The organism is Nocardioides sp. NPDC051685 (assembly GCF_044453405.1).
Lineage (GTDB): Bacteria > Actinomycetota > Actinomycetes > Propionibacteriales > Nocardioidaceae > Nocardioides.
On sequence record NZ_JBITCR010000003.1, the window covers coordinates 219352 to 240638 of the forward strand.

The 21287-nt window shown below is 65.3% G+C and carries 18 protein-coding genes and 1 pseudogene; 13 read left to right on the forward strand and 6 right to left on the reverse strand.

All coding sequences use genetic code 11. The annotated features are described in order from the left end of the window. Positions 1 to 13: 13 nt before the first annotated feature. A pseudogene (locus tag ACIA03_RS11090) lies at positions 14 to 694 on the forward strand (acyl-CoA dehydrogenase family protein); the annotation flags it as partial. Positions 695 to 738: 44 nt separating this feature from the next. Here the strand turns inward: ACIA03_RS11090 and ACIA03_RS11095 are convergent. After that, on the reverse strand, positions 739 to 1140 hold the full coding sequence (locus ACIA03_RS11095) for a PaaI family thioesterase (RefSeq protein WP_396982219.1): 402 nt from the start codon (positions 1138 to 1140) through the stop codon (positions 739 to 741). A 39-nt stretch (positions 1141 to 1179) separates the two neighbouring features. Next, positions 1180 to 2166, reverse strand: coding sequence for a PDR/VanB family oxidoreductase (locus ACIA03_RS11100; protein ID WP_396982221.1), 987 nt, complete (start codon positions 2164 to 2166; stop codon positions 1180 to 1182). A gap of 324 nt (positions 2167 to 2490) precedes the next feature. On the opposite strand from ACIA03_RS11100, the gene ACIA03_RS11105 reads away from it, so the two are divergent. From ACIA03_RS11105 to ACIA03_RS11145, 9 genes are all read left to right on the forward strand, one after another. Next, positions 2491 to 3255 (forward strand): SDR family NAD(P)-dependent oxidoreductase, encoded by a 765-nt coding sequence (locus ACIA03_RS11105; RefSeq protein ID WP_396982223.1) that lies wholly within the window; start codon positions 2491 to 2493, stop codon positions 3253 to 3255. Between the two features lie 488 nt (positions 3256 to 3743). Then, positions 3744 to 4814 (forward strand): amidohydrolase family protein, encoded by a 1071-nt coding sequence (locus ACIA03_RS11110; RefSeq protein ID WP_396982226.1) that lies wholly within the window; start codon positions 3744 to 3746, stop codon positions 4812 to 4814. Next, the gene (locus ACIA03_RS11115; RefSeq protein ID WP_396982228.1) at positions 4814 to 5785 is read left to right on the forward strand and encodes an alpha/beta hydrolase; all 972 of its coding nucleotides are present in this window, start codon (positions 4814 to 4816) and stop codon (positions 5783 to 5785) included. Before ACIA03_RS11110 ends, ACIA03_RS11115 begins: the two co-directional genes overlap by 1 nt. 158 nt (positions 5786 to 5943) lie before the next feature. Beyond that, positions 5944 to 7155, forward strand: coding sequence for a cytochrome P450 (locus ACIA03_RS11120; protein ID WP_396982230.1), 1212 nt, complete (start codon positions 5944 to 5946; stop codon positions 7153 to 7155). A 674-nt stretch (positions 7156 to 7829) separates the two neighbouring features. Beyond that, complete coding sequence (locus ACIA03_RS11125; protein ID WP_396982232.1) at positions 7830 to 8045, forward strand: transposase; 216 nt, start codon at positions 7830 to 7832, stop codon at positions 8043 to 8045. Positions 8046 to 8318: 273 nt separating this feature from the next. After that, complete coding sequence (locus ACIA03_RS11130; protein WP_396982234.1) at positions 8319 to 9776, forward strand: class I adenylate-forming enzyme family protein; 1458 nt, start codon at positions 8319 to 8321, stop codon at positions 9774 to 9776. 76 nt (positions 9777 to 9852) lie between these two features. Next, a complete protein-coding gene (locus ACIA03_RS11135; protein WP_396982236.1) occupies positions 9853 to 11640 on the forward strand; it encodes a DUF3556 domain-containing protein in 1788 nt (595 codons plus the stop codon). Continuing rightward, complete coding sequence (locus tag ACIA03_RS11140; RefSeq protein ID WP_396982238.1) at positions 11637 to 13082, forward strand: phytoene desaturase family protein; 1446 nt, start codon at positions 11637 to 11639, stop codon at positions 13080 to 13082. The genes ACIA03_RS11135 and ACIA03_RS11140 overlap by 4 nt, the downstream gene beginning before the upstream one ends. Positions 13083 to 13141: 59 nt before the next feature. Then, entirely contained in the window at positions 13142 to 14008 is an 867-nt protein-coding gene (locus ACIA03_RS11145) for an amidohydrolase family protein (RefSeq protein WP_396982240.1), read from the forward strand. A gap of 56 nt (positions 14009 to 14064) precedes the next feature. On the opposite strand, the gene ACIA03_RS11150 is transcribed toward ACIA03_RS11145, so the two are convergent. The 4 genes from ACIA03_RS11150 to ACIA03_RS11165 form a co-directional block, all read right to left on the reverse strand. Then, positions 14065 to 15198, reverse strand: coding sequence for an AraC family transcriptional regulator (locus ACIA03_RS11150; RefSeq protein WP_396982242.1), 1134 nt, complete (start codon positions 15196 to 15198; stop codon positions 14065 to 14067). Between the two features lie 455 nt (positions 15199 to 15653). After that, positions 15654 to 16058: an iron-sulfur cluster assembly protein gene (locus ACIA03_RS11155; protein WP_396982244.1), complete on the reverse strand. Its 405-nt coding sequence runs from the start codon at positions 16056 to 16058 to the stop codon at positions 15654 to 15656. After that, entirely contained in the window at positions 16058 to 16984 is a 927-nt protein-coding gene (locus ACIA03_RS11160; protein WP_396982247.1) for a sugar phosphate isomerase/epimerase family protein, read from the reverse strand. The genes ACIA03_RS11155 and ACIA03_RS11160 overlap by 1 nt, the downstream gene beginning before the upstream one ends. 98 nt (positions 16985 to 17082) lie before the next feature. Next, positions 17083 to 17886 (reverse strand): enoyl-CoA hydratase/isomerase family protein, encoded by an 804-nt coding sequence (locus tag ACIA03_RS11165; RefSeq protein WP_396982249.1) that lies wholly within the window; start codon positions 17884 to 17886, stop codon positions 17083 to 17085. A 170-nt stretch (positions 17887 to 18056) separates the two neighbouring features. Here ACIA03_RS11165 and ACIA03_RS11170 point away from each other — a divergent pair, with 170 nt between their 5' ends. The 3 genes from ACIA03_RS11170 (at position 18057) to ACIA03_RS11180 (ending at position 21287) form a co-directional block, all read left to right on the forward strand. After that, the gene (locus tag ACIA03_RS11170) at positions 18057 to 19028 is read left to right on the forward strand and encodes a zinc-binding dehydrogenase (protein ID WP_396982251.1); all 972 of its coding nucleotides are present in this window, start codon (positions 18057 to 18059) and stop codon (positions 19026 to 19028) included. A gap of 19 nt (positions 19029 to 19047) precedes the next feature. Then, complete coding sequence (locus ACIA03_RS11175; RefSeq protein WP_396982253.1) at positions 19048 to 19881, forward strand: alpha/beta fold hydrolase; 834 nt, start codon at positions 19048 to 19050, stop codon at positions 19879 to 19881. 248 nt (positions 19882 to 20129) lie between these two features. Further along, positions 20130 to 21287 (forward strand): cupin domain-containing protein, encoded by a 1158-nt coding sequence (locus ACIA03_RS11180; protein ID WP_396982255.1) that lies wholly within the window; start codon positions 20130 to 20132, stop codon positions 21285 to 21287.

The following is a 21287-nucleotide window of genomic DNA, read 5'->3' on the forward strand; positions in this document are numbered from 1 at the left end:
CAGCTCCTGCTGGGGTGTCTCGGAGTACTACACCGTGCTCGCGGTGACCCACCCTTCGATGCGCTCCAAGGGGATCTCCGCGTTCGTGGTGGAGCAGTCGGATGAGGGCGTGTCCTTCGGTGCCCCGGAGAAGAAGCTGGGCATCAAGGGCTCTCCGACGCGCGAGGTCTACTTCGACAACGTACGCATCCCCGCCGACCGGTTGATCGGTGAGGAGGGCAAGGGTTTCACCTATGCGATGCAGACCCTCGACCACACCCGGATCACCATCGCGGCCCAGGCCGTCGGTGTGGCTCAGGGTGCGTTGGACTATGCGCTGGGCTACATCAAGGAGCGTAAGCAGTTCGGCAAGGCGATCGCGGAGTTCCAGGGTGTGGAGTTCATGGTTGCGGACATGGGGATGAAGATCGAGGCCGCGCGTCAGCTGACCTATGCGGCAGCTGGGCGTTCGGAGCGGGGTGACAAGGATCTGACGTTCTTCGGTGCCGCGGCCAAGGCGTTCGCCTCGGATGTGGCGATGCAGGTCACCACCGACGCGGTGCAGCTGCTGGGTGGGTACGGGTTCACTCGTGACTATCCGGTCGAGCGGATGATGCGTGATGCCAAGATCACCCAGATCTATGAGGGCACCAACCAGGTCCAGCGGATCGTCATGGCCCGCCAGCTCCTCGCCGGAGTGCAAAGAGACCTCTGACGGGCCTTGCCTGGCTAGGGGCTTCGAAGGTCGCTGCCGATCGGTCAGCGCAACGTCTGCAACCGCACCTGGCCACGAGCGACCAGACGTCCGTCAGCATCATGGGTCTCGACTAGCCACAACTGGCTGGAACGACCCTGATGGATCGGTGTTGCGGCGCTCGTGAGTCGTCCCTCTTTCACAGCACGCGTGAAGTCCGTGCTGTTGTGTACCCCGACTACCCGGTGCTCCGGACCGGCATGTGCGGCCGCGCCGATACTTGCGAGCGTCTCCACCACGCTGCAATGAATCCCGCCGTGCACGATTCCGTACGGTTGTCGATGCTGTGGACCGACATCCCAGGTCGCGATGACGAGATCGGAGCGGGACGTCGTGATCTCGAGTCCGAGGAAGTCGTTGAAGCTGCTGACGGGCTCCGGACTCTCGTCCGCCGTGTCCTCGTTCATCGTTGGGTTGCCCTCCAGGCGGGTGTCATCGGGCTGGATCTACAGGTCGAGAGTCAGGCGTCCGCCTAGACAGCGGGAGACACACACCATCATCATCTCGCCGGTCTCCTGCTCTTCGGGGCTCAGCACCGCATCACGGTGATCGATCTGTCCGCCGAGAACAGCAACCTCGCATGTGCCGCACGTTCCCTCTGTACACGACGACAGGACCCGAACCCCTTCCTCGCGCAGAACCGAGAGAATGGAGCGGTCAGCAGGGACCGGGAGGATCTTGCCAGAGTGGGCCAACTCCACCTCGAAGTCGACATTGACCGCATCATCGAATTCGAGCGGGGAAAACCGCTCGAAGTGAACCGTCCCAGCGGGCCACCCCGCGGTAGCAGCGGTCGTCGCGTCGAGGAAGGGCGTCGGCCCGCACGCGTAGACCATCGTGTCGGGCTGAACCTCCGCGAAGTACCCCGGCAGGTCGAAGAGCCCCGACTCGTCGTCAGCATTCACGATGAGATGGTCTCCGAAGCGCTTCTGCAGTTCAGGCAGATAGCCCATCGCTTCGCGACTACGGGCACAGTAGATGAGAGTCCAATCCGCAGCCGCGCGCTGTGCCGCTTCCAACATCGGGATCAGAGGTGTGACACCGATCCCGCCAGCCACGAACACGTAGCGCGACGAAGGCTCGAGAGGGAAGTGATTGCGCGGACCCGCGACACCGATCATGTCGCCGACCTGCAGTTCGTCGTGGACGTAGCTAGAGCCGCCACGGCTGTCGGCATCGCGGAGGATGCCGACCTTCCACGTCTTGCGGTCGTCGAGACCGCCGCACAGGCTGTACTGCCGGGTCAACCCGTTGCCGAGAATCAGGTCAATGTGCGAACCCGGGGTCCACGCCGGCAGTTCCTCTCCCTGCGGCGAGCGCAGAGTGAGCGACACGATGTCGGGTGCGAGGGCTTCCCGGTCCGCGACTTCGAGGACGAGGGTGTCCTCGGCCAGGCTGGTGGTGTCGGTCAACATGACGGCGACCTCCGACATCGTGTCACTCCTTTGAACAAGAAACGTTCCGACTAGCCTCGCCCCGACTCGCGCGAAGCGGAGCCGCCTCCCGCAGAATTCCGGGTTGCGGAACGCGAGGTCCGACCCGGACGCGACCCGGGGGAGTGGCTGCGAGGCACGGCGAGCGTGCGAATGGTAGCGCTCGCCGTCGCAGCGGAGACGCAAGCCGGCGATGAGCATCTACCGCCAACGCACTACTACCGGTGACGCCGATTCTTCTCGACGAAATTCACCGCTCCGCGCAGTTCTCTCGATGACTCCACTTCTACCGTTGCTCGAACAGAGTCCAACGAAGGAGACCGAATGCCGCAGGAAGCCCGATCCTCGCTACCCCTTTCGGGCCGCGTTGCGCTCGTCACGGGAAGTGCCCAGGGGCTTGGGCAGGGCATCGCGGTGCGACTCGCAGCAGTTGGCGCCACCGTGATCGGCGTTGACCGATCTTCCCAAGACGAAACAGAATCACGGGTAGGTTCCGTCGGCAAGGACTTGTCGGCACACACCATCGACATCACAGACGAGCGCCGGGTCGCTGAGCTGGTCGCAGAGGTAACCGATGCGCACGGCCGTTTGGACATCCTGGTCAACAACGCTGGCGTCGACGACGCGATCAGCTTCGACGAGCTCGAGCTCGACCGATGGCAGCATGTTCTCCGGGTCAATCTCGAAGCCCCGTTCCTCCTGATCAAGGGCTTTCTTCCGCTGATGCGCCGCAACGGGTTCGGGCGCATCATCAACATCGCCTCCGGCTCGGTGGTCAACACGATGACCGGCTTTGTTGCCTACCGGGCGTCCAAGATGGGCGTCATCGGTATGACGCGGGCTCTGTCCTCGGAACTAGGGAGCGATGGCATCACCGTGAACGCTGTCAGCCCTGGTGTCATCACCACCCCGATGTCGACCGCCAGCCTGACCCCGCAGTTCCTCGAGGCCACGATCGCCAAGCAAGGCGTGAAACGCTCCGGTGTTCCCGATGACATCGCAGGGGCTGTCGCATTCTTCGCCGACCCGCTGTCGGCGTTCATCACTGGGCAGACCCTCATGGTTAACGGCGGAGCAGCCTTCGTCTGACGTCTTCCGCGAGGCCGAGCGGACACTATGTGTTGCCTCCTGAGGAAATCGCGTTCGATGGCCTGCCGGCGGCGTCGCCGCCCCAAGGCAGACGTACCTCATCGAGTCGCTGGTCTATGTCGCCGCATTCGTGCCGCCGAATGGGAAGAATGTTCTCGGCATCGCCCCGTCGCGGAGTTCGAGACGTCTCTCGCCGCCTCCCGCTACCAGGCGGTGGGGGAGTGTGGCGCGTCCACATCGAGACCCTTCAGGACCATGCGCTGCCGATCGAGCTCCGGCGGCTTCAACAGCCTCGATCCGGTTCGCCATCGTACGCACGATGGATACCGATCACTCGCCGTTCTTGTCCGACGCGGGTCAGGTCACGACGCGCTTGCTCGAGATCAGCGGGTAGTTGACACAGCGCACGATTTCGGTGTGAGGAATCCATTGCTCTCGCCTCGGCGGCCTCATCTCCGGCGCATAGTTTTGAACGCATGATTGATGGCATGCCTGTTGTGGACGCGATCGTCCACCCGTACAACCTGTCGCCGGAGAACGAGAAGACTTCGCACGCGCCCTTCATCACCCGAATGCTCTCGCGAGCAAACCATGAAGCGCTTGGTCCGGGCTACAGCATGCCCGTCGACAAGTACGAGCGTGACTGGCCGATGGAAGACGTCGTCGCCATGTCGTTCCTGGAGAGCCACGCCGACCTGGCGGCCTACCATGTCCTGCCGATCGGAGCATTCCACGACGGCATCTGCGGCGTCGACAAGGCGCTCGAGGTTCTGAAGCGCTGGCCGCAGCGGTTCTTCGTCTACGCCGGCGTAGACCCGATGCAGGGCCAGAAGGCCCTGGATGAGCTCGAGGAGCAGTACGAGCGCCTTGAAAGGCCCAGCGGGCTGAAGCTGTATCCCAACAGCTGGGTCGGCAACGAGATGCTCGGATGGAAGATGGACGACCCGGAGGTTGCGTTCCCGCTGTTCGAGAAGGCACAGAACCTCGGGATCAAGGTCGTTGCGATCCACAAGGCGCTGCCCCTCGGTCCCGTCGAACTGTCCTACTACGCCGTGGACGACATCGACCGGGCAGCGATGGCGTTCCCAGATCTCCAGTTCGAGGTCGTTCACGGCGGCATGGGGTTCCTCGACGAGTCCGCTTGGCAGCTTGCCCGCTTCAACAACGTCTGGCTCAACCTCGAGAGCACCGCCACCATGCTCACCACCAAGCCACGGTCCTTTGAGCAGGCACTGGCCACCTTCGCGGCCCGGACTCGGAAGTCCTACGACCGGATCCTGTGGGGCACGGGGTGCATGGTCACGCACCCGCGCCCGCACCTGGAGAAGTTCGCGCGCTTCGAGTTCAGTGAGGAGCGTATGACCGGCTGGGGCGTGCCCCAGCTTGACCGTGAAGCCAAGAAGAAGATCTTGGCCGAGAACTACGCGGCGATGCACGGGTTCGACCTCGAGGCCCGCCTGGACGGCATCAAGGGTGACGATATCGACCAGCGGCGAACGGCGCTGGGTGACGTCGCCGCTCCCTACTCGCAGACGAGCATTGCGGAGGTCGTGTACTGATGGGGCAGAGCATCAGCGCGCCGGCGGAACGGCTGAGCGCCCACGTCAACGGGATCAATCTGAGTTTCCTGTCCCAGGGGGAGGGGCCACTCGTCATCTTCATGCACGGTTTTCCTGACTTGGCGATCTCGTGGCGACACCAGATGAAGGCAGTGGCTGAGGCGGGCTACCGAGCGGTCGCCCCGGACATGCGCGGTTACGGTGACACTGATGCGCCAGACGATCCGGCGCTCTACTCGCAGTTCCACATCGCCGGCGACATCACAGGACTCATGGACCACCTGGGCGAGGAGACCGCAGTTCTGGTCGGTCATGACATGGGCGCCAACGTCGACTGGGCGATGGCAACCTTCGTTCCCGAGAGGGTCCGAGGCGTCGTCGTCCTCAGCATCCCCCACAAGCCTCGAGGTGCACAGCCTCCCGTGGCGTCGTCCCCGCCTCGCTTCTATCAGAGACTCTTCCAGGAACTGGGCGTCGAAGAAGCCGACCTCGCCAGCAAGGTCGACACCTTCATCCCGGGCATCTTCGACCGGCTCAGCGGCAGCTCCGAGCTAGGTGCACCACCCGCGCTGATAGTCCCGGAAGGTCAGCACTTCAGCGACCTGTTCCAGCCTCCCAAGGCTGCGCCCGCGTGGATGGGCCAAGAAGAGATCGACACCTACGTCGAGACCTTCAAGCGCACAGGATTCCGGGGCGCTCTCAACTGGTATCGCAATATCGACAACAACTGGCACACCGCGGCTCCGTGGGCGCCTGGTCACGTGCAGGTGCCGGCCGCCTTCATCATCGGGACCGTCGACGTCGCGTGGGCACTGTTCAAAGACAATGGAGTCATCGACTCTCAGGTCCACCGCGTACCGAACCTATGGGACGTGCGAGTCCTCGAAGGCGTCGGTCACTGGATCGCGCAGGAACGGCCCGACGACGTCAACGACCTACTTCTCACGTTCCTCGCGAAACTCGACTCCTGACAACTAAATGCACCCATGCCGGGCGAGGACCATGCCAAAGCGCGCGACTCCTCGACTTCGGCCGTTCCACGCAGAGGAATGTCACGCGGTCTGAGGGCCGGGACTACCTCGTCCCGAGTGATAGTGGCGAACACCACCATGTCGAAAGGAACCCGGTCATGTCGACCATCCCCGAACTGGACATCGATCCCTTCGCTGAGGACGTACTCGCCGATCCCCAGGATTTCTTCACCCGGCTCCGAGAGACCGGGCCGGTCGTCAAGCTCCAGCAGAGCGAGGGCCACGACATCGTCGGAGTCGGGCGCGATGCGGTGATGCGAGCCATCTTCGAGAACTCTGCCGACTTCCTCAACAGCCGGGGAGGCGGCATCCTCGACCTTGCCCGGGATGAGCCCTTCCGTACTCCGGGAGTTCTCCAGGAGACCGACCCGCCCTACCACGACCGTGTCCGCAAGGTGATGACCGACGTCATCTCGCCCCGGCACCTCCGGGTGCTCCGCCAGGAGTTCCAGAAGCAGGCAGACGAGCTCGTCGACAAGCTCCTCGACCTGCAGGAGTTCGACGCTCACACGGACCTCGCTGAGGCCTACCCGCTACGCGTGATTCCGGATGCGATCATGGGTGCGCGGCCGTACGGTCGTGAAAACCTCCTCCGGTACAGCGTCTGGCTGTTCGAGTCGATGGGTCCGAAGACGCCTCGGGCCAAGCAGGTGCTCGAGAGCGTCGAGAACATCCAAGGCGCGCTCGCCTGGGTCACCGAGAGTACGAAGCGTGAGAACGTCTCCCCGGGCAGTTTCGGTGCGATGCTGTGGGAGGCTGTCGACCAGGGACTGCTGACCGCGGACGAGGCCGGCCTGATGACGCGTTCGCTCGTCGGGGCTGGCGTCGACACGACGATCTACGCGCTGGGTATGGCGGTCAACCTGTTGGTCGACAACCCCGACCAGTACGCCAAGCTCCATGCTGACCCCTCCCTCGGCAAGTTCGCCTTCGAGGAGGGCCTGCGATGGGGGTCGCCGGTCCGCCAGATCTGGCGGACCCCTTCTCGAGACCTCGAGATCGAAGGCGTGCCGGTCCGCGAGGAGCAGAAGATCATGCTCGTGATGGGCGCGGCGAACCACGACCCCGAGCGTTGGGGACCGACGGCCGCTGACTTCGACATCACTCGCGACGCGAGCGGTCACCTTTCTCTGGGTCGCGGCATCCACGCATGCGTGGGCGCCCCGATCGCACGGCTCGAGGCGGATGCCTTGCTCAGTACCTTGGCCCGTCGCGTCAAGTCGATCGAGCGCGTGGGTCCGTCGACCCCGTACGTGAACAACAGTCTCCGTGGGTGGACTTCGATCCCGGTGCGGATCACGGCTGCGTGAAGGTCCCCGCGTCGCCGCGGAGACTGTGGAAACTCAGCCGAAAAACGACAGAGGTGGTTCACCAGCAATCCTGGTGGACCGCCTCTCGCGGCTTTTGTGGCCTGCCTTCATACCGACTTTGTCGTTGGGAAGACTCTGATGGTGTGAGCGCGTGTCCCAGGTGTCGCGAAGACGGGCTCGGGTGCGCGGCCGGCAGTTGTGTCCAGCAGCGTGGTGTACGTCGTGGTGTCGATGCCCTGTTCGAAGACGTGGGCGCGGTCACCGCGTGATTCTTCGAGGAATCGCCTACAACCCACTCGAAGAGAGGCAACACTGATGACAGCTGGTCCCCGTATCGACCCAACCCGAGTTCCTGCACGTGCACCTGGCCCGGGCCAGCCCGGACCTGCTGCGTGAGCTGATGCAGGCTTCATCAACACGTTGTTGTCTGCGCGTGCCGACTCGGTCTGTGGCCGGGGATCTCGACGAGCTGGTCCGCGACTTTCGCGAACCGGCCCTCGATCAAGGCCTTGATCAAGGTCCGCACACGTTCGTGGCCGCCGAGGCACTGACGATGAAGGTCCGCGAAGGCGGGCGGCTCATCAGATCGCGGCCATGGTCGCCACCAGCGTCAACACTGACGGTCCCGCGAGGTCCTCGGCGTCGCCACCCAGCACCGCGGAGCTCGGTGGCGGATGGAATACCATCTTCAAGGACCTGTGGTCCGCGGCCTGTCCGGGGTCGCGACGGTGACCTCTGACGCCCACGCCGGACTGGTCGACACGATCGGGGCCGCGCTGCCCGGTGCGTCATGGCAGCGGTGCCGGCCCCTTCACCGCGAACCTGATGTCGATCTGTCCCATCCATGCCTGGGACGGAGTAAAGGTGATGCTGCACAGTTCAGCGCCTGAAACATCAACATCAACGACGGATCACCGTCGTACACCACCCCGGGGGGACTTGCCGCGCCGCTACTTCGCGCGTCATGTGGCGTGCCTCACCTCAAGTGGCCGGAACAAGTAACTCCTCGGCCTTCCAGCACCTGTAGTTCAAAGTGCCGCCTCATTACGTTCGTCTCACGGTCGTACGCGGCTTCGTCTCCGTCTTGACCTGGCTCGACGGCTGCGGGACCACCCCACGTCACCGCTGCAGGTGACGGTACTACGAGCACGAGAGGTGCACCGATGGACATCGACTATCTGCCCTGGACGAAGTCGGCCGCCGATGAGGAGCGGATCTGCCTCCGAGATGAGGAACGAGAGTTGACCTACGCCGAGGTCAGCCGTCGATCTGCTGCTGTCGCAGAACAGTTCGCGGAGGCCGGGATCGGCCGCGGCGACGTCGTGGCCATCATGCTGCCCAACCGCCTGGAACTGCTGATCGGTCTGTTCGCCGCGTGGCGTCTCGGCGCCACAGCCACGCCGATCAACCCGGTCTTCACCCCGAACGAGGCTGGGTACCAGATCAAGGACTCGGGGGCGACGTTGCTGCTCACCGTCGCGGCTGACGCCGAGTACGGGATCCCCGTGATCACCGCAGACGAGTTGAGTCACACCCACGCGACGCCATCTGACCCATCGGTGGCACCTGACGCTTTGGCGCTCCTGATCTACACGAGCGGCTCGACCGGGCGCCCCAAGGGAGTGATGCTCGACCACGCCAACCTGGTCGCGATGATCACCTCGCTCGTCGACGCGATGGGAGTCGGACGCGAAGACCACTCTCTGCTCGTGCTTCCCCTGTTTCACGTCAATGCGCTGGTCGTCAGCTGTCTGATGCCTCTCTTCGTCGGTGGGCGTGTCACGGTGCTGGAGCGGTTCGCTCCGACCACCTTCCTCGACGCCATCACCCGGCACCGACCGACCTATTTCTCAGCCGTGCCCACCATCTACGCCCGGCTCGCCGAGCAGCCCGAGGACCTGCCCGTGGACACCACGTCGGTGCGCTTCGCAGCCTGCGGATCCTCCCCCGTCGCCCCGGAGCTCCTGAAGCGGATCCACCAACGCTTTGGCTTTCCCATCGTCGAGGGATACGGCCTGACCGAGGGCACCTGCGCCTCGACCTTCAACCCGGCGGACGGATCGGGCAAGCCCCGCACCGTGGGCCGGGCACTGCCCGGGCAGGAGGTCGGAGTGATGTCACCCGAGGGCGAACTCCTCGGAACAGGTGTGCGCGGCGAGGTCGTCATCCGCGGGGCCAACGTGATGCGTGGCTACCTCGGGCGGCCCGAGGCGACCGAGGAGACGATCGTGCACGGCTGGTTGCACACCGGCGATGTGGGTGTGATCGACGATGACGGCTACCTCACCATCGTCGACCGAATCAAGGACATGATCATCCGCGGCGGCGAGAACCTGTACCCGAAGGAGATCGAGTCGGTGCTCACAAGGCACCCCGAGGTTCTCGAGGCAGCCGTCGTAGGAGCACCGGAACCGTTCCTCGGCGAGGTCCCCGTTGCCTACGTCGTGACCTACCCGGACGCCACGGTGACCGTGGACGAGCTGATCGCGCTTTGCCGGGTGGAGCTCACCAAGATCAAGGTGCCCACGGCTCTGCACCTCGTGCAGGCGCTTCCTAAGAACCCGATCGGCAAGATCGACAAGCCAGCTCTGAGGCAGGGGCTCTCCGAGCCAACCCGTTGAGCCGCCCGACCACCGGTGGCGGCACCGCTGCCACCGTCCCGTTCCAGATCAGATGCACCTAGCCCAGGAGAGTCTCATGGGATTCACCACGCCCAACTACCCGCCAATCAACCCCAAGCAGTTCCTGGCCCAGCCTCTGATGGAGCGCATGAAGCTCCTCACCGTCTTCTGGGTCGAGAACGGCTTCGGCGCCCCCAAGATCGTGTACGCCATGTATCTGACAAAGCTGCTGTTCTTCTACGCTGTCGGCGGCGTGCTGGTGGCCACACTGACTTCCGGTCTCACGCCGTGGGCGGTCTCCACATGGTGGAACGAGCCGATCGTCTATCAGAAGGCCGTGCTCTGGACGGTCCTGCTCGAGTCCATCAATGTCGCGGGATCCTGGGGACCGTTGGCCGGTAAGGCCAAGCCGATGACCGGTGGCATCCGCTTCTGGCTTCGACCAGGGACGATCCGGTTGCGGCCTTGGCGGTTGCCCTTCACCGCCGGAGACCGGCGCACGTGGTTCGACGTGGGGATGTACGCCGCCCTCCTGCTGAGCCTCGTGACCGCCCTCGCGCTTCCAGGCGTGGTCAACTCCGAGCTGGCCAATGCACTGCCCGGCGCGAATGCCGGCCTCGTCCGCCCCGAGGTGGTGCTGGTCCCGGCTGTGTTGCTGGCGCTGATCGGTCTGCGCGACAAGATCATCTTCCTCGGCGCTCGAGGTGAGCAGTACCTTCCGGCGATGCTGTTCTTCGGTCTGCTCCCGTTCGTCGACATGATTATCGCGCTGAAGCTTCTCATCATCACGGTCTGGTTGGGTGCGGGCTTCTCCAAGTTTGGAAAGCACTTCGCCCACGTGGTCCCGCCAATGGTCAGCAATGGTCCGTTCGTGGGGTCCAAGAGGCTCAAGCGGGCGCATTACCGTGACTACCCGCGTGACCTCGGGCCGTCCCGTGTCGGCAGCCTGCTGGCGCACGGCGGCGGCACCGCCGTCGAGATCATCACTCCCTTGGTGCTGCTGTTCTCGACCAACCATTGGGTGACCTTGGCTGCGATCGCAGTGATGGTGATCTTCCACCTGTTCATCACGTCCCTGTTCCCGCTGGCGGTTCCGCTGGAGTGGAACGTACTGTTCGCCTTTGCCACGATCTTCCTGTTCGGCGGGTTCCCGGCCAGCGACGGCTACGGGGTCACGGATATGTCTCCGCCCTGGCTGGCGGTGCTCATCGCCGCCGCGCTTCTGTTCTTCCCGGTGCTCGGCAACTTCCGCCCTGATCTGGTGTCGTTCCTGCCCGCGATGCGCCAGTACAGCGGCAACTGGGCAGCCGGGATGTGGGCCTTTGCCCCCGGCGCGGAGGAGAAGCTGTACGCGGTCCAACGTCCTGTGGGCAACCAGATCGACCAGTACCAGGCGATCGGGGTCGAGCCGGAGTGGGCCGAGGTCTCCCTTCAGCAAGGTATCGCCTTCCGGTGCATGCACACCCAGGGGCGCGGACTGGTGTCGATCCTGCGACGTCATCTGCCGGACATCGATCGGCGGTCGCTGCGCGAGGGTGAGTTCGTCTGCAACTCGTTGGTAGGCTTCAACTTCGGTGACGGCCACCTGCACGCCGACAATCTCATCGCCGCGATGCAGAGCCAGGTCGGCTTCAAGCCCGGCGAGGTGCTGATCGCTTGGGTCGAGTCGCAGCCAGCGCACCGTAGCGTTCAGGAGTACAAGCTGATCGACCCCGCTCTCGGGGTGGTCGAGCGTGGCACCTACCGGGTCGCGGACGCGGCCGCCGAGCAGCCTTGGCTACCGAACGGCCCCATCCCCACCCAGGTGACCTGGACCCGCGAGCCTGTCGACGTCGGCCGGGAGTCAGGGGCGACAGCGCCGTGACCACCGCAACCGTGGTTGGCGGCGGGCCCAACGGGCTCGCCGCCGCTGTGGCCCTGGCCCGGGCGGGGGTAGAGACCACCGTACTGGAGGCGGCAGATGAGGTCGGAGGTGGAGCTCGCTCGAGCGAGGCGATCGTGCCCGGCCTCCTGCACGACCACTGCTCGGCCTTCCACCCGATGGCGGTCGGATCCGCCTTCCTGGGCGAGCTGGGGCTCGACCGCTACGGACTGTCGTGGGCCTGGCCGGAGATCGATTGCGTGCATCCGCTCGACGGCGGTGGGGCCGGGGTGCTGCACCGGTCGGTGGGCCGGACGGCGGCCGGTCTTGGCCCGGACGGGCTGACGTGGCGCCGGTTGTTCGAGCGCACCTCAACGCGGTTCGACGCGCTCGCCGAGGACATCATGGGCCCGCTGCTGCGGATTCCTGACCACCCACTGACCCTGGCCCGCTTCGGTGTGCCCACGTTGCTGCCGGCGTCCGTACTCGCCAGGCTGTTCCGCACCGAGGAGGCCAGGAGCCTCTTCGGAGGCGTGGCGGCGCACGCCTTCCGGCCGCTGCACCTTCCAATGACCTCGGCCATCGGTCTGGGCATTCTCACGGCGGGCCACCGGCACGGCTGGCCGGTGGCAGCCGGAGGCTCCGGCGCCATCACCACTGCGTTGGCCGCACTACTGGTCGACCTTGGTGGAAAGATCGAGACCGGGGTGCCCGTACGCGCCGCCAGCGACCTCCCGACGACCGACATCACGATCTTCGACCTCGCCCCCGGCGCCGTGGCCGATATCCTTGGAGATCGGCTGCCCCGACACGTCGCCCGGGCCTATCGTCGCTACCGACACGGGCCCGGTGCGTTCAAGGTCGACTTCGCGGTGCAGGGCGGAGTCCCCTGGACCAACCCCGCCGCCGCACGTGCCGGCACGGTGCACCTCGGTGGCACGTATGCGGAGGTCGCGGCGGCCGAGCGGGAGATCCACGCCGGCCGGATGCCCGAGCGGCCGTTTGTCCTGGTGGGCCAGCAGTACCTGGCCGACCCCGGGCGTTCGGTCGGCGACGTGCACCCGGTGTGGAGCTACGCCCACGTGCCGCACGGCTACACCGGCGACGCCAGCGAGGCGATCATCGCGCAGATCGAGCGGTTCGCACCAGGGTTCCGGGACCGCATCATCGGTACGGCCGTCCGGTCGACCACGCAGATGGAGTCCTACAACGCGAACTACGTGGGCGGAGACATCGTCACCGGTGCGAAGGACATCCGCCAACTGGTGTTCGGCCCTCGTATCACCCTCTCCCCCTACCGGGTCGGAGTGCCAGGGATGTTCCTGTGCTCGGCGGCCACGCCGCCCGGCCCGGGAGCCCATGGCGCAGCTGGCGCGAACGCCGCTGCACTGGCCTTGCGCGACCTGGAGCGACGACCTAGCCGTCACGCGACCTCCATCCACTGACGCACGGCCCGTCGCGGCCCGTTACTGCCCTGACCATCTGCTGCACAGAAGGACCTCACATGAATCTCGACGCCCTCATCGCTATCGACATGCACACGCACGTCGGCCAGGACAGTGACGGCTGCTTCGCGCTCGATCAGGAGCTGCTGGATGCCTCCGCACAGTACTTCCGTGCCGACCAGGATCCCGCTCCCACGGTTGCGACCATCGCCGAGCACTACCGCGAGCGGAACATCGCCGCCGTGGTGTTCACGGTGGACGCCACCTCGGGCATGGGTCATCCAGCTCTGTCCAGCGAGGAGATCCTGGACGCCACAGCCGAGTTCGACGATGTGCTCATCCCGTTCGGATCAGTAGATCCCCACTCCGGAAAGGCCGCGGTGGCCCGGATCCGCGAGCTCGCACGCCGCGGGGCAAAGGGCTTCAAGTTCCACCCGTCGATGCAGGCCTTCGAGCCGAATGACCCACGGCACTACCCGCTCTACGACGCCATCGCCGAAGCCGGCGTGCCTGTGCTGTTCCACACCGGACAGACCGGGATCGGGGCGGGCCTGCCGGGTGGACACGGCATCAAGCTGCGCTACTCCGCACCCATGCTCATCGACGACGTGGCGGCGGACTTCCCTGACCTGACCATTGTGATGGCGCACCCGTCGGTGCCGTGGCAGGACGAGGCGATCTCGATCGCCACCCACAAGTCGAACGTGTATATCGACCTGTCCGGTTGGCGGCCGAAGTACTTCCCCCCGCAGATCGTGCAGGCAGCAAACACAATGCTGCGGGACAAGTTCCTGTTCGGGTCGGACTTTCCCGCGATCACTCCGGACCGCTGGCTCGCCGACTTCGCAGAGCTGGAACTCAGAGACGAGGTCCGTCCCCTCATCCTCAAGGACAATGCTGCACACGTCCTGGGTCTGGCCACCTAGAGGCCTGGCGACGGGCCGTTCCGGGTCGGCGGCGCGCGATCCGGCTTACGGTCGGTTCAACTCACGGCCTGGCCGACGACAACTCTCGCTGCGGATCGGGCGCCGGCGGGTGTCCGGTCCGCAGCGACCATCGGGATCGCGTGGAGGGAGCGGTATGCCCGTGGCCCGATGCCCTTCCACCGCCTGAACGCCTGGGAGAAGCTAGAGACCTCGAGATAGCCCAACCGGGCGGCCACCTCGCTCACCGTAAGCCCGGCGGTGACGAGCAGCTCTTCCGCGAGCTGCTCCCGACACTCGTCCAGCAGGCAGCGGAAGGTGGTGCTCTCGTCGGCGAGTCGCCTGCGCAAGGTCCGATCACTCACGTTCAGGACGGCCGCGACCTGCTCCAGACTGGGCGGCTGCGAGGGCTGCGCCAAAAGTAGGCTACGCACCCGGCCGGCCATGCTGGAGTAGGCGTTGCGGATCGCGAGCAGCCGACGGCATTGGTCCTCAGTGATCGCCGCCGTGTGTTCGTTCGCCTGCGGGAGCGGCCGATGCAGCATCTCGTGATCGAAGTAGACCGCGTTCTCGTCTGCGTCGAACTCCGGAGTGACGCCGAAGACCTCCGTGTATCGCTCGCGGGCACCCTCTGACCCGAAGTTGAAACGGATGCGGTTGATGGCCGAGCCGGTGCCAAGCAGCTCACGCTGAATCCTGTGGAGGGCGGCCGTCTCCCGCTCGATGACGAAGCGTCGCACGCCGAGCGGGAGGCCCTGGGTGTCGAGCACGATGCTGGCGACACCGTCGCGCTCGCGCATCTGGAACTGGCAGAACGTGAACGACAGATCGACGAATCGCAGGCTGAACCGCAGTGCCTCCCACAAGGAAGGGCTGCTCATCAAGGCGTAGCCCCATATCCCGAAGGTGGTCAGGTGATAGCGGACTCCGGCCTCGAGCCCGAGGCCCGGCGGATCACCGAGCTCGCGCACCACGTTGTCGATTACTGCCAGCTCGTCCCTCGCAGAGACGACCGAGCTTGGCTCGTGCAACACTTCTTCGGTCAGCCTGATGCCAGACAGGCATGTCTCGATGGACACACCGTGATCCGCGGCCAGCCCCACGAGCAACTGTGCGCTGCACGGGGTACGGTTAACGTCCCACATGACTATCGCATGACCTCCTCGGCTTGTTGCGCGGAGAGCGTCGGGCATACGTTCGGCGTCCAGGCGCGGCTCTCGATCGGCGTTCGGGTCCCATTTTTCGCCACGGCTCTCTGTGTGACGCGCATCACGACGCGGATTCCGTCTGTCGGAACGACACCCGTTAGACGGCAGTGCCAGTGGGCGATGTCGCGGAGGGCCACTGCGCAATGACGACCGGCAACCCAACCCACTTCCTCCGGCCCCGCACATCGTCCCGCAGCAGGATCATTCGTCCCGCATGGCCCTGAAGAAGCCGGTCCCCGCCTGGGCGGCGGCAATGCTGCGCCGCCGGAAGGTCACCCAAGTGCCCACGACCTAGACGCGGTGTTCATCATTCGAAGTGCCCTGGCGGTGCCGGATTACGCCAAGCATTCGGCATTGCGCGTGCATGAGCAGCAATGCGAAAGCGGCTGACCAGCGGAACGCTGGGCAGCCGCTACGGACGCCTTCGGTGGTCGCAGGCGCTACCCGTTGAGCACGGTCAGCGGGAACGGGCGGCGCTCACGCAGCGCCGTACGCGACCGGTCGGCCATCATCGATGGGAGCCATTCGGCCTGGTGATCGATGTCCACCACGACCGTCTCGATCCCATCGACGGCACCCACCTCGTCATAGATCTTTGCCTCGATGATCCCGATCTGGATGCAGACGTTGCTGGTCAGCTGGAGTTTGACGTTGGCGGTGCTGCCGGATCGGCTTGCTTCGAGGACCAGGCCCATGTCGACGAGGTCGATCGGGACGCCGGTCGCGATGCTGCAGGGGTCGGCGATGCGTCGCAGTGCCGACTCGATGCTCGGATCGAAACCACTGGTGTCCGGGGGGCCGTCCTCCGGGGTGAGAGCCATGGAGAGGCCGCTGTCGGTCGTCATCAGCTCAGCTTTCCTTCGGCGCGGAGTTCTGCGAGGGCCGTGAAGTACAGCTTCTCGAATTCCTGCTTGGTCTCCTTGATGAAGTCCAGGTGAGGCATCTTCCAGTACGAGTCGGGGTAGTCGTTTCCGTAGCTTCCGTCGTCGGAGAAGACCTCCATCTCCCAGTAGCTGCGGTACCCGGCGTCGAGGAGCGCTTTGATGATTGGTCCGGCAGTCGCACGTCCTCGACCCGGCAGCTCCCGGTCGAAGCCGCTGCGCTCGTCGACCTTCGCGTCGCAGACCTGGACGCTGTTGATGTAGGGCGCATAGGTGTGGATGCGCTCGAGGAGGTCGGGCTCTGGCCAGCTGTGGAACACGTCAAACATGACGCCCACATTGGGGCTGCCGACCTGGTCGATCACCTCGACGATCATGGGTAACTCGTAGACCGGGTTGCCTCGTCGCTGGGCGAGGAGTTCGAATCCGATCAACACGTCGTTCGCCTCGGCGACGTCTGCGATCTTGCGGAGGTTGGGAACCAGCGCCTCGACCGGACCGGCGGGGGTCTCCGCGCTTCCCGAGGTGCCGGGGGCGACCGCGATGACGGCTGGCTTGAACTTCGCAAGCCGTTCCACGCTGCGACAGATCAGGTCGGTCCGGTCGGCTGGGTCCTTGGGCGTCCCGGGGAGGTCAAATGGGATCCCCAGGATCGAGTGCCGTTCCGGGACTGCGGTGCTGGTTGCCAGGCCCTTGGCCTCCATGAGCTCCAGCAGCTTTTCGTCCTCGCCCTCGACGAACTTGCCCTCCCAGAGGCCCACGGCTGCAGCGCCGGCCTCCGCCGACTGCTCGACGTCGTCGTAGATCGAGTTGTGCGGTGTCGAGTACGAGCACATCGCGAACCGCGGTGCATCGACATCAGGGAATGAGCGTGGCTCAAGGGGCGTCATCGGATCCTCCGTTGTACTCGAAGACTATTGATCTGACGCTACATACGCCTCGCCCGATGGTCCGGGTGGCATGCCTCGATTCCGCAGCCCGGAACCGGTCAGCGTCCATGGAAGCGGGCCTTTCGTGGACCATCTACCACGAAGGATGAGAGACCGGCCCCGGCGTCCTGAGTCGAGAAGATCGATCCGAAGAGTGTGGCCTCGAGCACGAGGCCGGCGGCCAGGTCGCGTTCGACGCCAATGTCGATGGCCTGCTTGGCGGCACGCATGGCGAGTGGCGCTCGGCTGGCCAGTTCGGTCGCGAGAGCGGTCGCTGCCGCGAGTACCTCGTCGGCTGGCACGCCGTCGTCGGCGAGGCCCCACTCGACTGCTTCTGCCCCAGTGATCGTGTCGCCGAGGTAGATCAGCTTCTTCGCCCGCGCCGTCCCGACCAGCCGAGGCAGGCGCTGTGTGCCGCCGCCGCCGGGAATCAGGCCGAGGTGGATCTCAGGCAGTCCCCAGGTGGCGTCGATTGCAGTGATGCGGAAATCGGCGGCGAGCGCGAGTTCACATCCACCACCGAGCGCGAACCCGGTCACCGCGGCGACTACGGGTACAGGGATGGCGGCGATCGCGGAGACGGCCTCGGAGATTCGCTCATGGCCCTGGACTGCGAAGCCTCGGTCGAAGGTCGCCATCTCCTTGATGTCGTCGCCTGCGGCGAAATGCCTCGGCCCGTGGAGCACGACCGCGCCGAGGTCGTGGCGGTCGGCCAACTCCCCAGCGACGCTGATGATCTGATCCTTCGTGGGGCCGTCGATCGCGTTGACCGGGGGTCGGTCGAAGGTGACGAGGGCGATCTGGGGGCCAGCCTCAGTCTCCTCGAAGGCGACCTTGATTCGCTGCTCGCTCGGGTTCGGCATGGATAAGCACTCCTTGTCCTGGTGGCGTGGCGCTCACGGTAGGGAGGCGGGCCCGGCAAGCGCTGATGCGGGAGGTCGGTTTCTCTAGGTGGAACCGGTGTGAGGCACCCTCGAGGCGACGTGCGGCGCCCCTACAGTCGGTGTACTCATGCGCCTAGAGGAGGTTGTTCGTGCAAGCCGTCTACGCCAAGTCCATCGACCCCGATGATCCTCTCGACGGGCTCGTTGTTGGCGAGCGACCCGAGCCCGTCCCTTCGGCAGGCTGGGCGGTGGTCGAAGTGAAGGCAGCCGGTCTCAACCACCACGACCTGTGGAGCTTGCGAGGCGTCGGGCTGAAGTCTGAGCAGTTGCCGATGACGCTGGGTTGCGATGCGGCGGGTATCGACGTCGAGACCGGCGACCCTGTGATCGTCCACTCCGTGGTCGGCAGCGCCGGTTGGACAGGGGATGAAACTCTCGATCCGGAGCGGACCATCTTCTCAGAAAGGCACCAGGGCACGTTCGCGCAGTACGTGGCGGCACCGCGGCGCAATCTGGTCCGCAAGCCCGAGAGCTTGTCATTTGTCGAAGCGGCGTGTCTGCCGACGGCATGGTTGACCGCCTACCGGATGCTGTTCACACGGGGTGAAGTTCGTCCCGGTCAGACGGTGCTCGTGCAAGGAGCTACCGGCGGCGTCGCCTCTGCGGCCATCGCACTCGCACGCTCCTCAGGGTGCCGGGTATGGGTGACGGCGCGGACGGAATCCAAGTTGAAGGCGGCGCTCGACATCGGCGCTGACGCGGCCTTCCTGACCGGGGAACGCCTGCCGGAGCCGGTCGACGTCGTGATCGAGACGGTCGGCGAGGCGACCTGGGCGCACTCGGTGCGCTCGCTCAAACCCGGCGGCACCGTCGTCATCTCCGGTGCCACGACGGGCCCCAACCCTCCCGCTGTCCTGAACCGGATCTTCTTCCTCCAGCTGAAGGTGATCGGTTCGACGATGGGGACGCGGGCCGAACTCGGCGCGCTGCTGACATTGCTTGACTCGACCGGCCTTCGTCCCCGCGTCGATCGAGAGGTACCGCTGTCTGCCGCCCGTGAAGCCTTCGAAGCAATGGCCGCCGGCGAGCTCGTCGGCAAGGCCGTCCTGACCCTTCCATAAGACCGCAGAGGAATGAGCCGTGACCACACCCGCAATCCCCATCTACAGCCGCTTCGTGAACGTCGGCGGGATCAGGACGCATTACCTCGACGCCGGGGACGGTCCTGCCGTCGTCCTGCTGCACTCTGGAGAGTTCGGGGGCCGAGCCGAGTTCACCTGGGAGTTCAACATCGCTGCGCTCGCAGTGGACCACCGGGTCATCGCCCCGGACTGGCTGGGCTTTGGAAAGACAGACAAGATCCGCGACTTCGTCTCTGGCTCGGACCGCATGGTGCGTCACATGGCGGCATTCCTGGAGACGTTGGCGATCGATGAGGCCGACTTCGCCGGCGTGTCGATGGGCGCCACCACCTTGCTGCGCGAGGCTGCCTCAGGCCGATGCCGCTTTCCGATCCGGCGTATGGCTGTCGCCAGTGGTGGAGGCTTCGTGCCCGACAACGAGGAGCGTCGCAAGAGCCTCAACTACGACGGCACGCCCGAGATGATGAGGGCGATCCTGAGCTCGAACTTCGCCGATCCCAAGTGGTACGAGGACGATGAGTACGTATCGCGTCGCGTGGCGGCGAGCTTGGAGCCGGGAGCCTGGGAGGCGGTGGCCGCTGCTCGGTTCAAGTCGCCTGCCGTCCCGGCAAGGTCGCAGTTCGGGCAGCCCGACACCATTCGGTACGAGAACATTCCGTTCCCGACACTCGCAATAGCAGGCGGTGCCGACCAGCTCCGAGAGCCCGGCTATCACCAAGTGCTGTACCGCATCCCGGATTCCAAGGTGCTCGTTCTTGAGGGGGCAGGTCACCTCCTGAACATCGAGCGCGCTGACGAATACAACGAACTCGTGCGCGAGTTTTTCGCTTGAGCGGGATCAGACCACGCAAAGGCAACACGCAAGAGGGGACGACGGCTCACTTGGAAGAAAAGCATGGTCGCAGCTACAGCCGTGACGAGATTCTGTTTTTGGAGCAGTAGTCCCCTGTCGGCTATCCGGCTACCGGGGCGCCCCGGAATCCACGACGCTGGGCGCCCAATGACTGCATGTCTGTTCTCCATCGCGGAATGTGCTCCGCTGTCGCATGCGACAGCCGGTTATCAAGAGACTGTGGTGGCATGAGCAACATCGATACCCCCGTCCGGCTGAAGGCCGTAGACGCTCCTGACCAGCCGGACGTGACACCGGCTCTCGAACAGCTCTACCGCGGCTTCGAACAGGAACTGCTCGTGCCCTTGTGGACCGAGATCGGCGACCTCATGCCTGCGCACCCGCGGTCGCGGGCAGTCCCTCACGTGTGGAAGTGGGACAAGCTGGTCGCCCTCGCCGACGAAGCGGGGCACATCGTCCCGGTTGGTCGTGGCGGGGAACGCCGCGCCATCGCGCTGGCCAACCCCAGCCTGGGTGGCCGCCCGTTCGCGACCCCGACCCTGTGGGCCGCGATCCAGTACCTGATGCCCGGCGAAGACGCCCCGGAACACCGTCACACCCAGCACGCCTTCCGCTTCGTCGTGGAGGGCTCCGGCGTGTGGACCGTCGTCGGCGGCAGCGGTGACACGCCTGATGGCGACGCGATCCCCATGCGTCGCGGTGACTTCCTGCCCCAGGCCGGGTGGAACTGGCATGCCCACCACAATGCCTCCGCGACGCCGATGGCCTGGATCGACGGCTTGGACATCCCGTTCCAGTACGTGACCGAGGCGCAGTTCTTCCAGTTCGGCCGCAACGAGATCAGCGACGCTGAACGCATCACGCCCGAGCACTCCCGCGCTGAACGGCTTTGGGGTCACCCCGGGCTTCGACCACTTGCGGTCAGCCACACCTCGAAGGGCTCGCCGCTACTCGCATACAGGTGGGAACACACCGACGCGGCGCTCACCGATCAGCTGCAGCTCGAGGCTGCCGGATATGCCGGCACCGTCGAGCCCGGCCATGCGGCGGTCCGGTTCTCCAACCCCCACGACGGCAGCGACGTGCTCCCCACGATCCGCGCTGAGTTCCACAGATTGGCCCGAGGCGCCGAGACTGCACCTGTACGCGAGACCGGGTCATCGGTGTTCCAGGTCTTCGACGGTTCTGGCACCGTGACCGTCGGCGAGAAGTCATGGTCCGTCGCCCGGGGCGACTTGTTCGTCGTGCCCTCATGGGAGCCGTTCTCGGCGAAGTCCGAAGCCGGAGCGACCGACTCCGACTCCGGCGCGCTCGACCTGTTCCGATTCAGCGACGCCCCCATCTTCGAGGCCCTGCACCTCAACCGAACCAGCAAGGATGCCTAA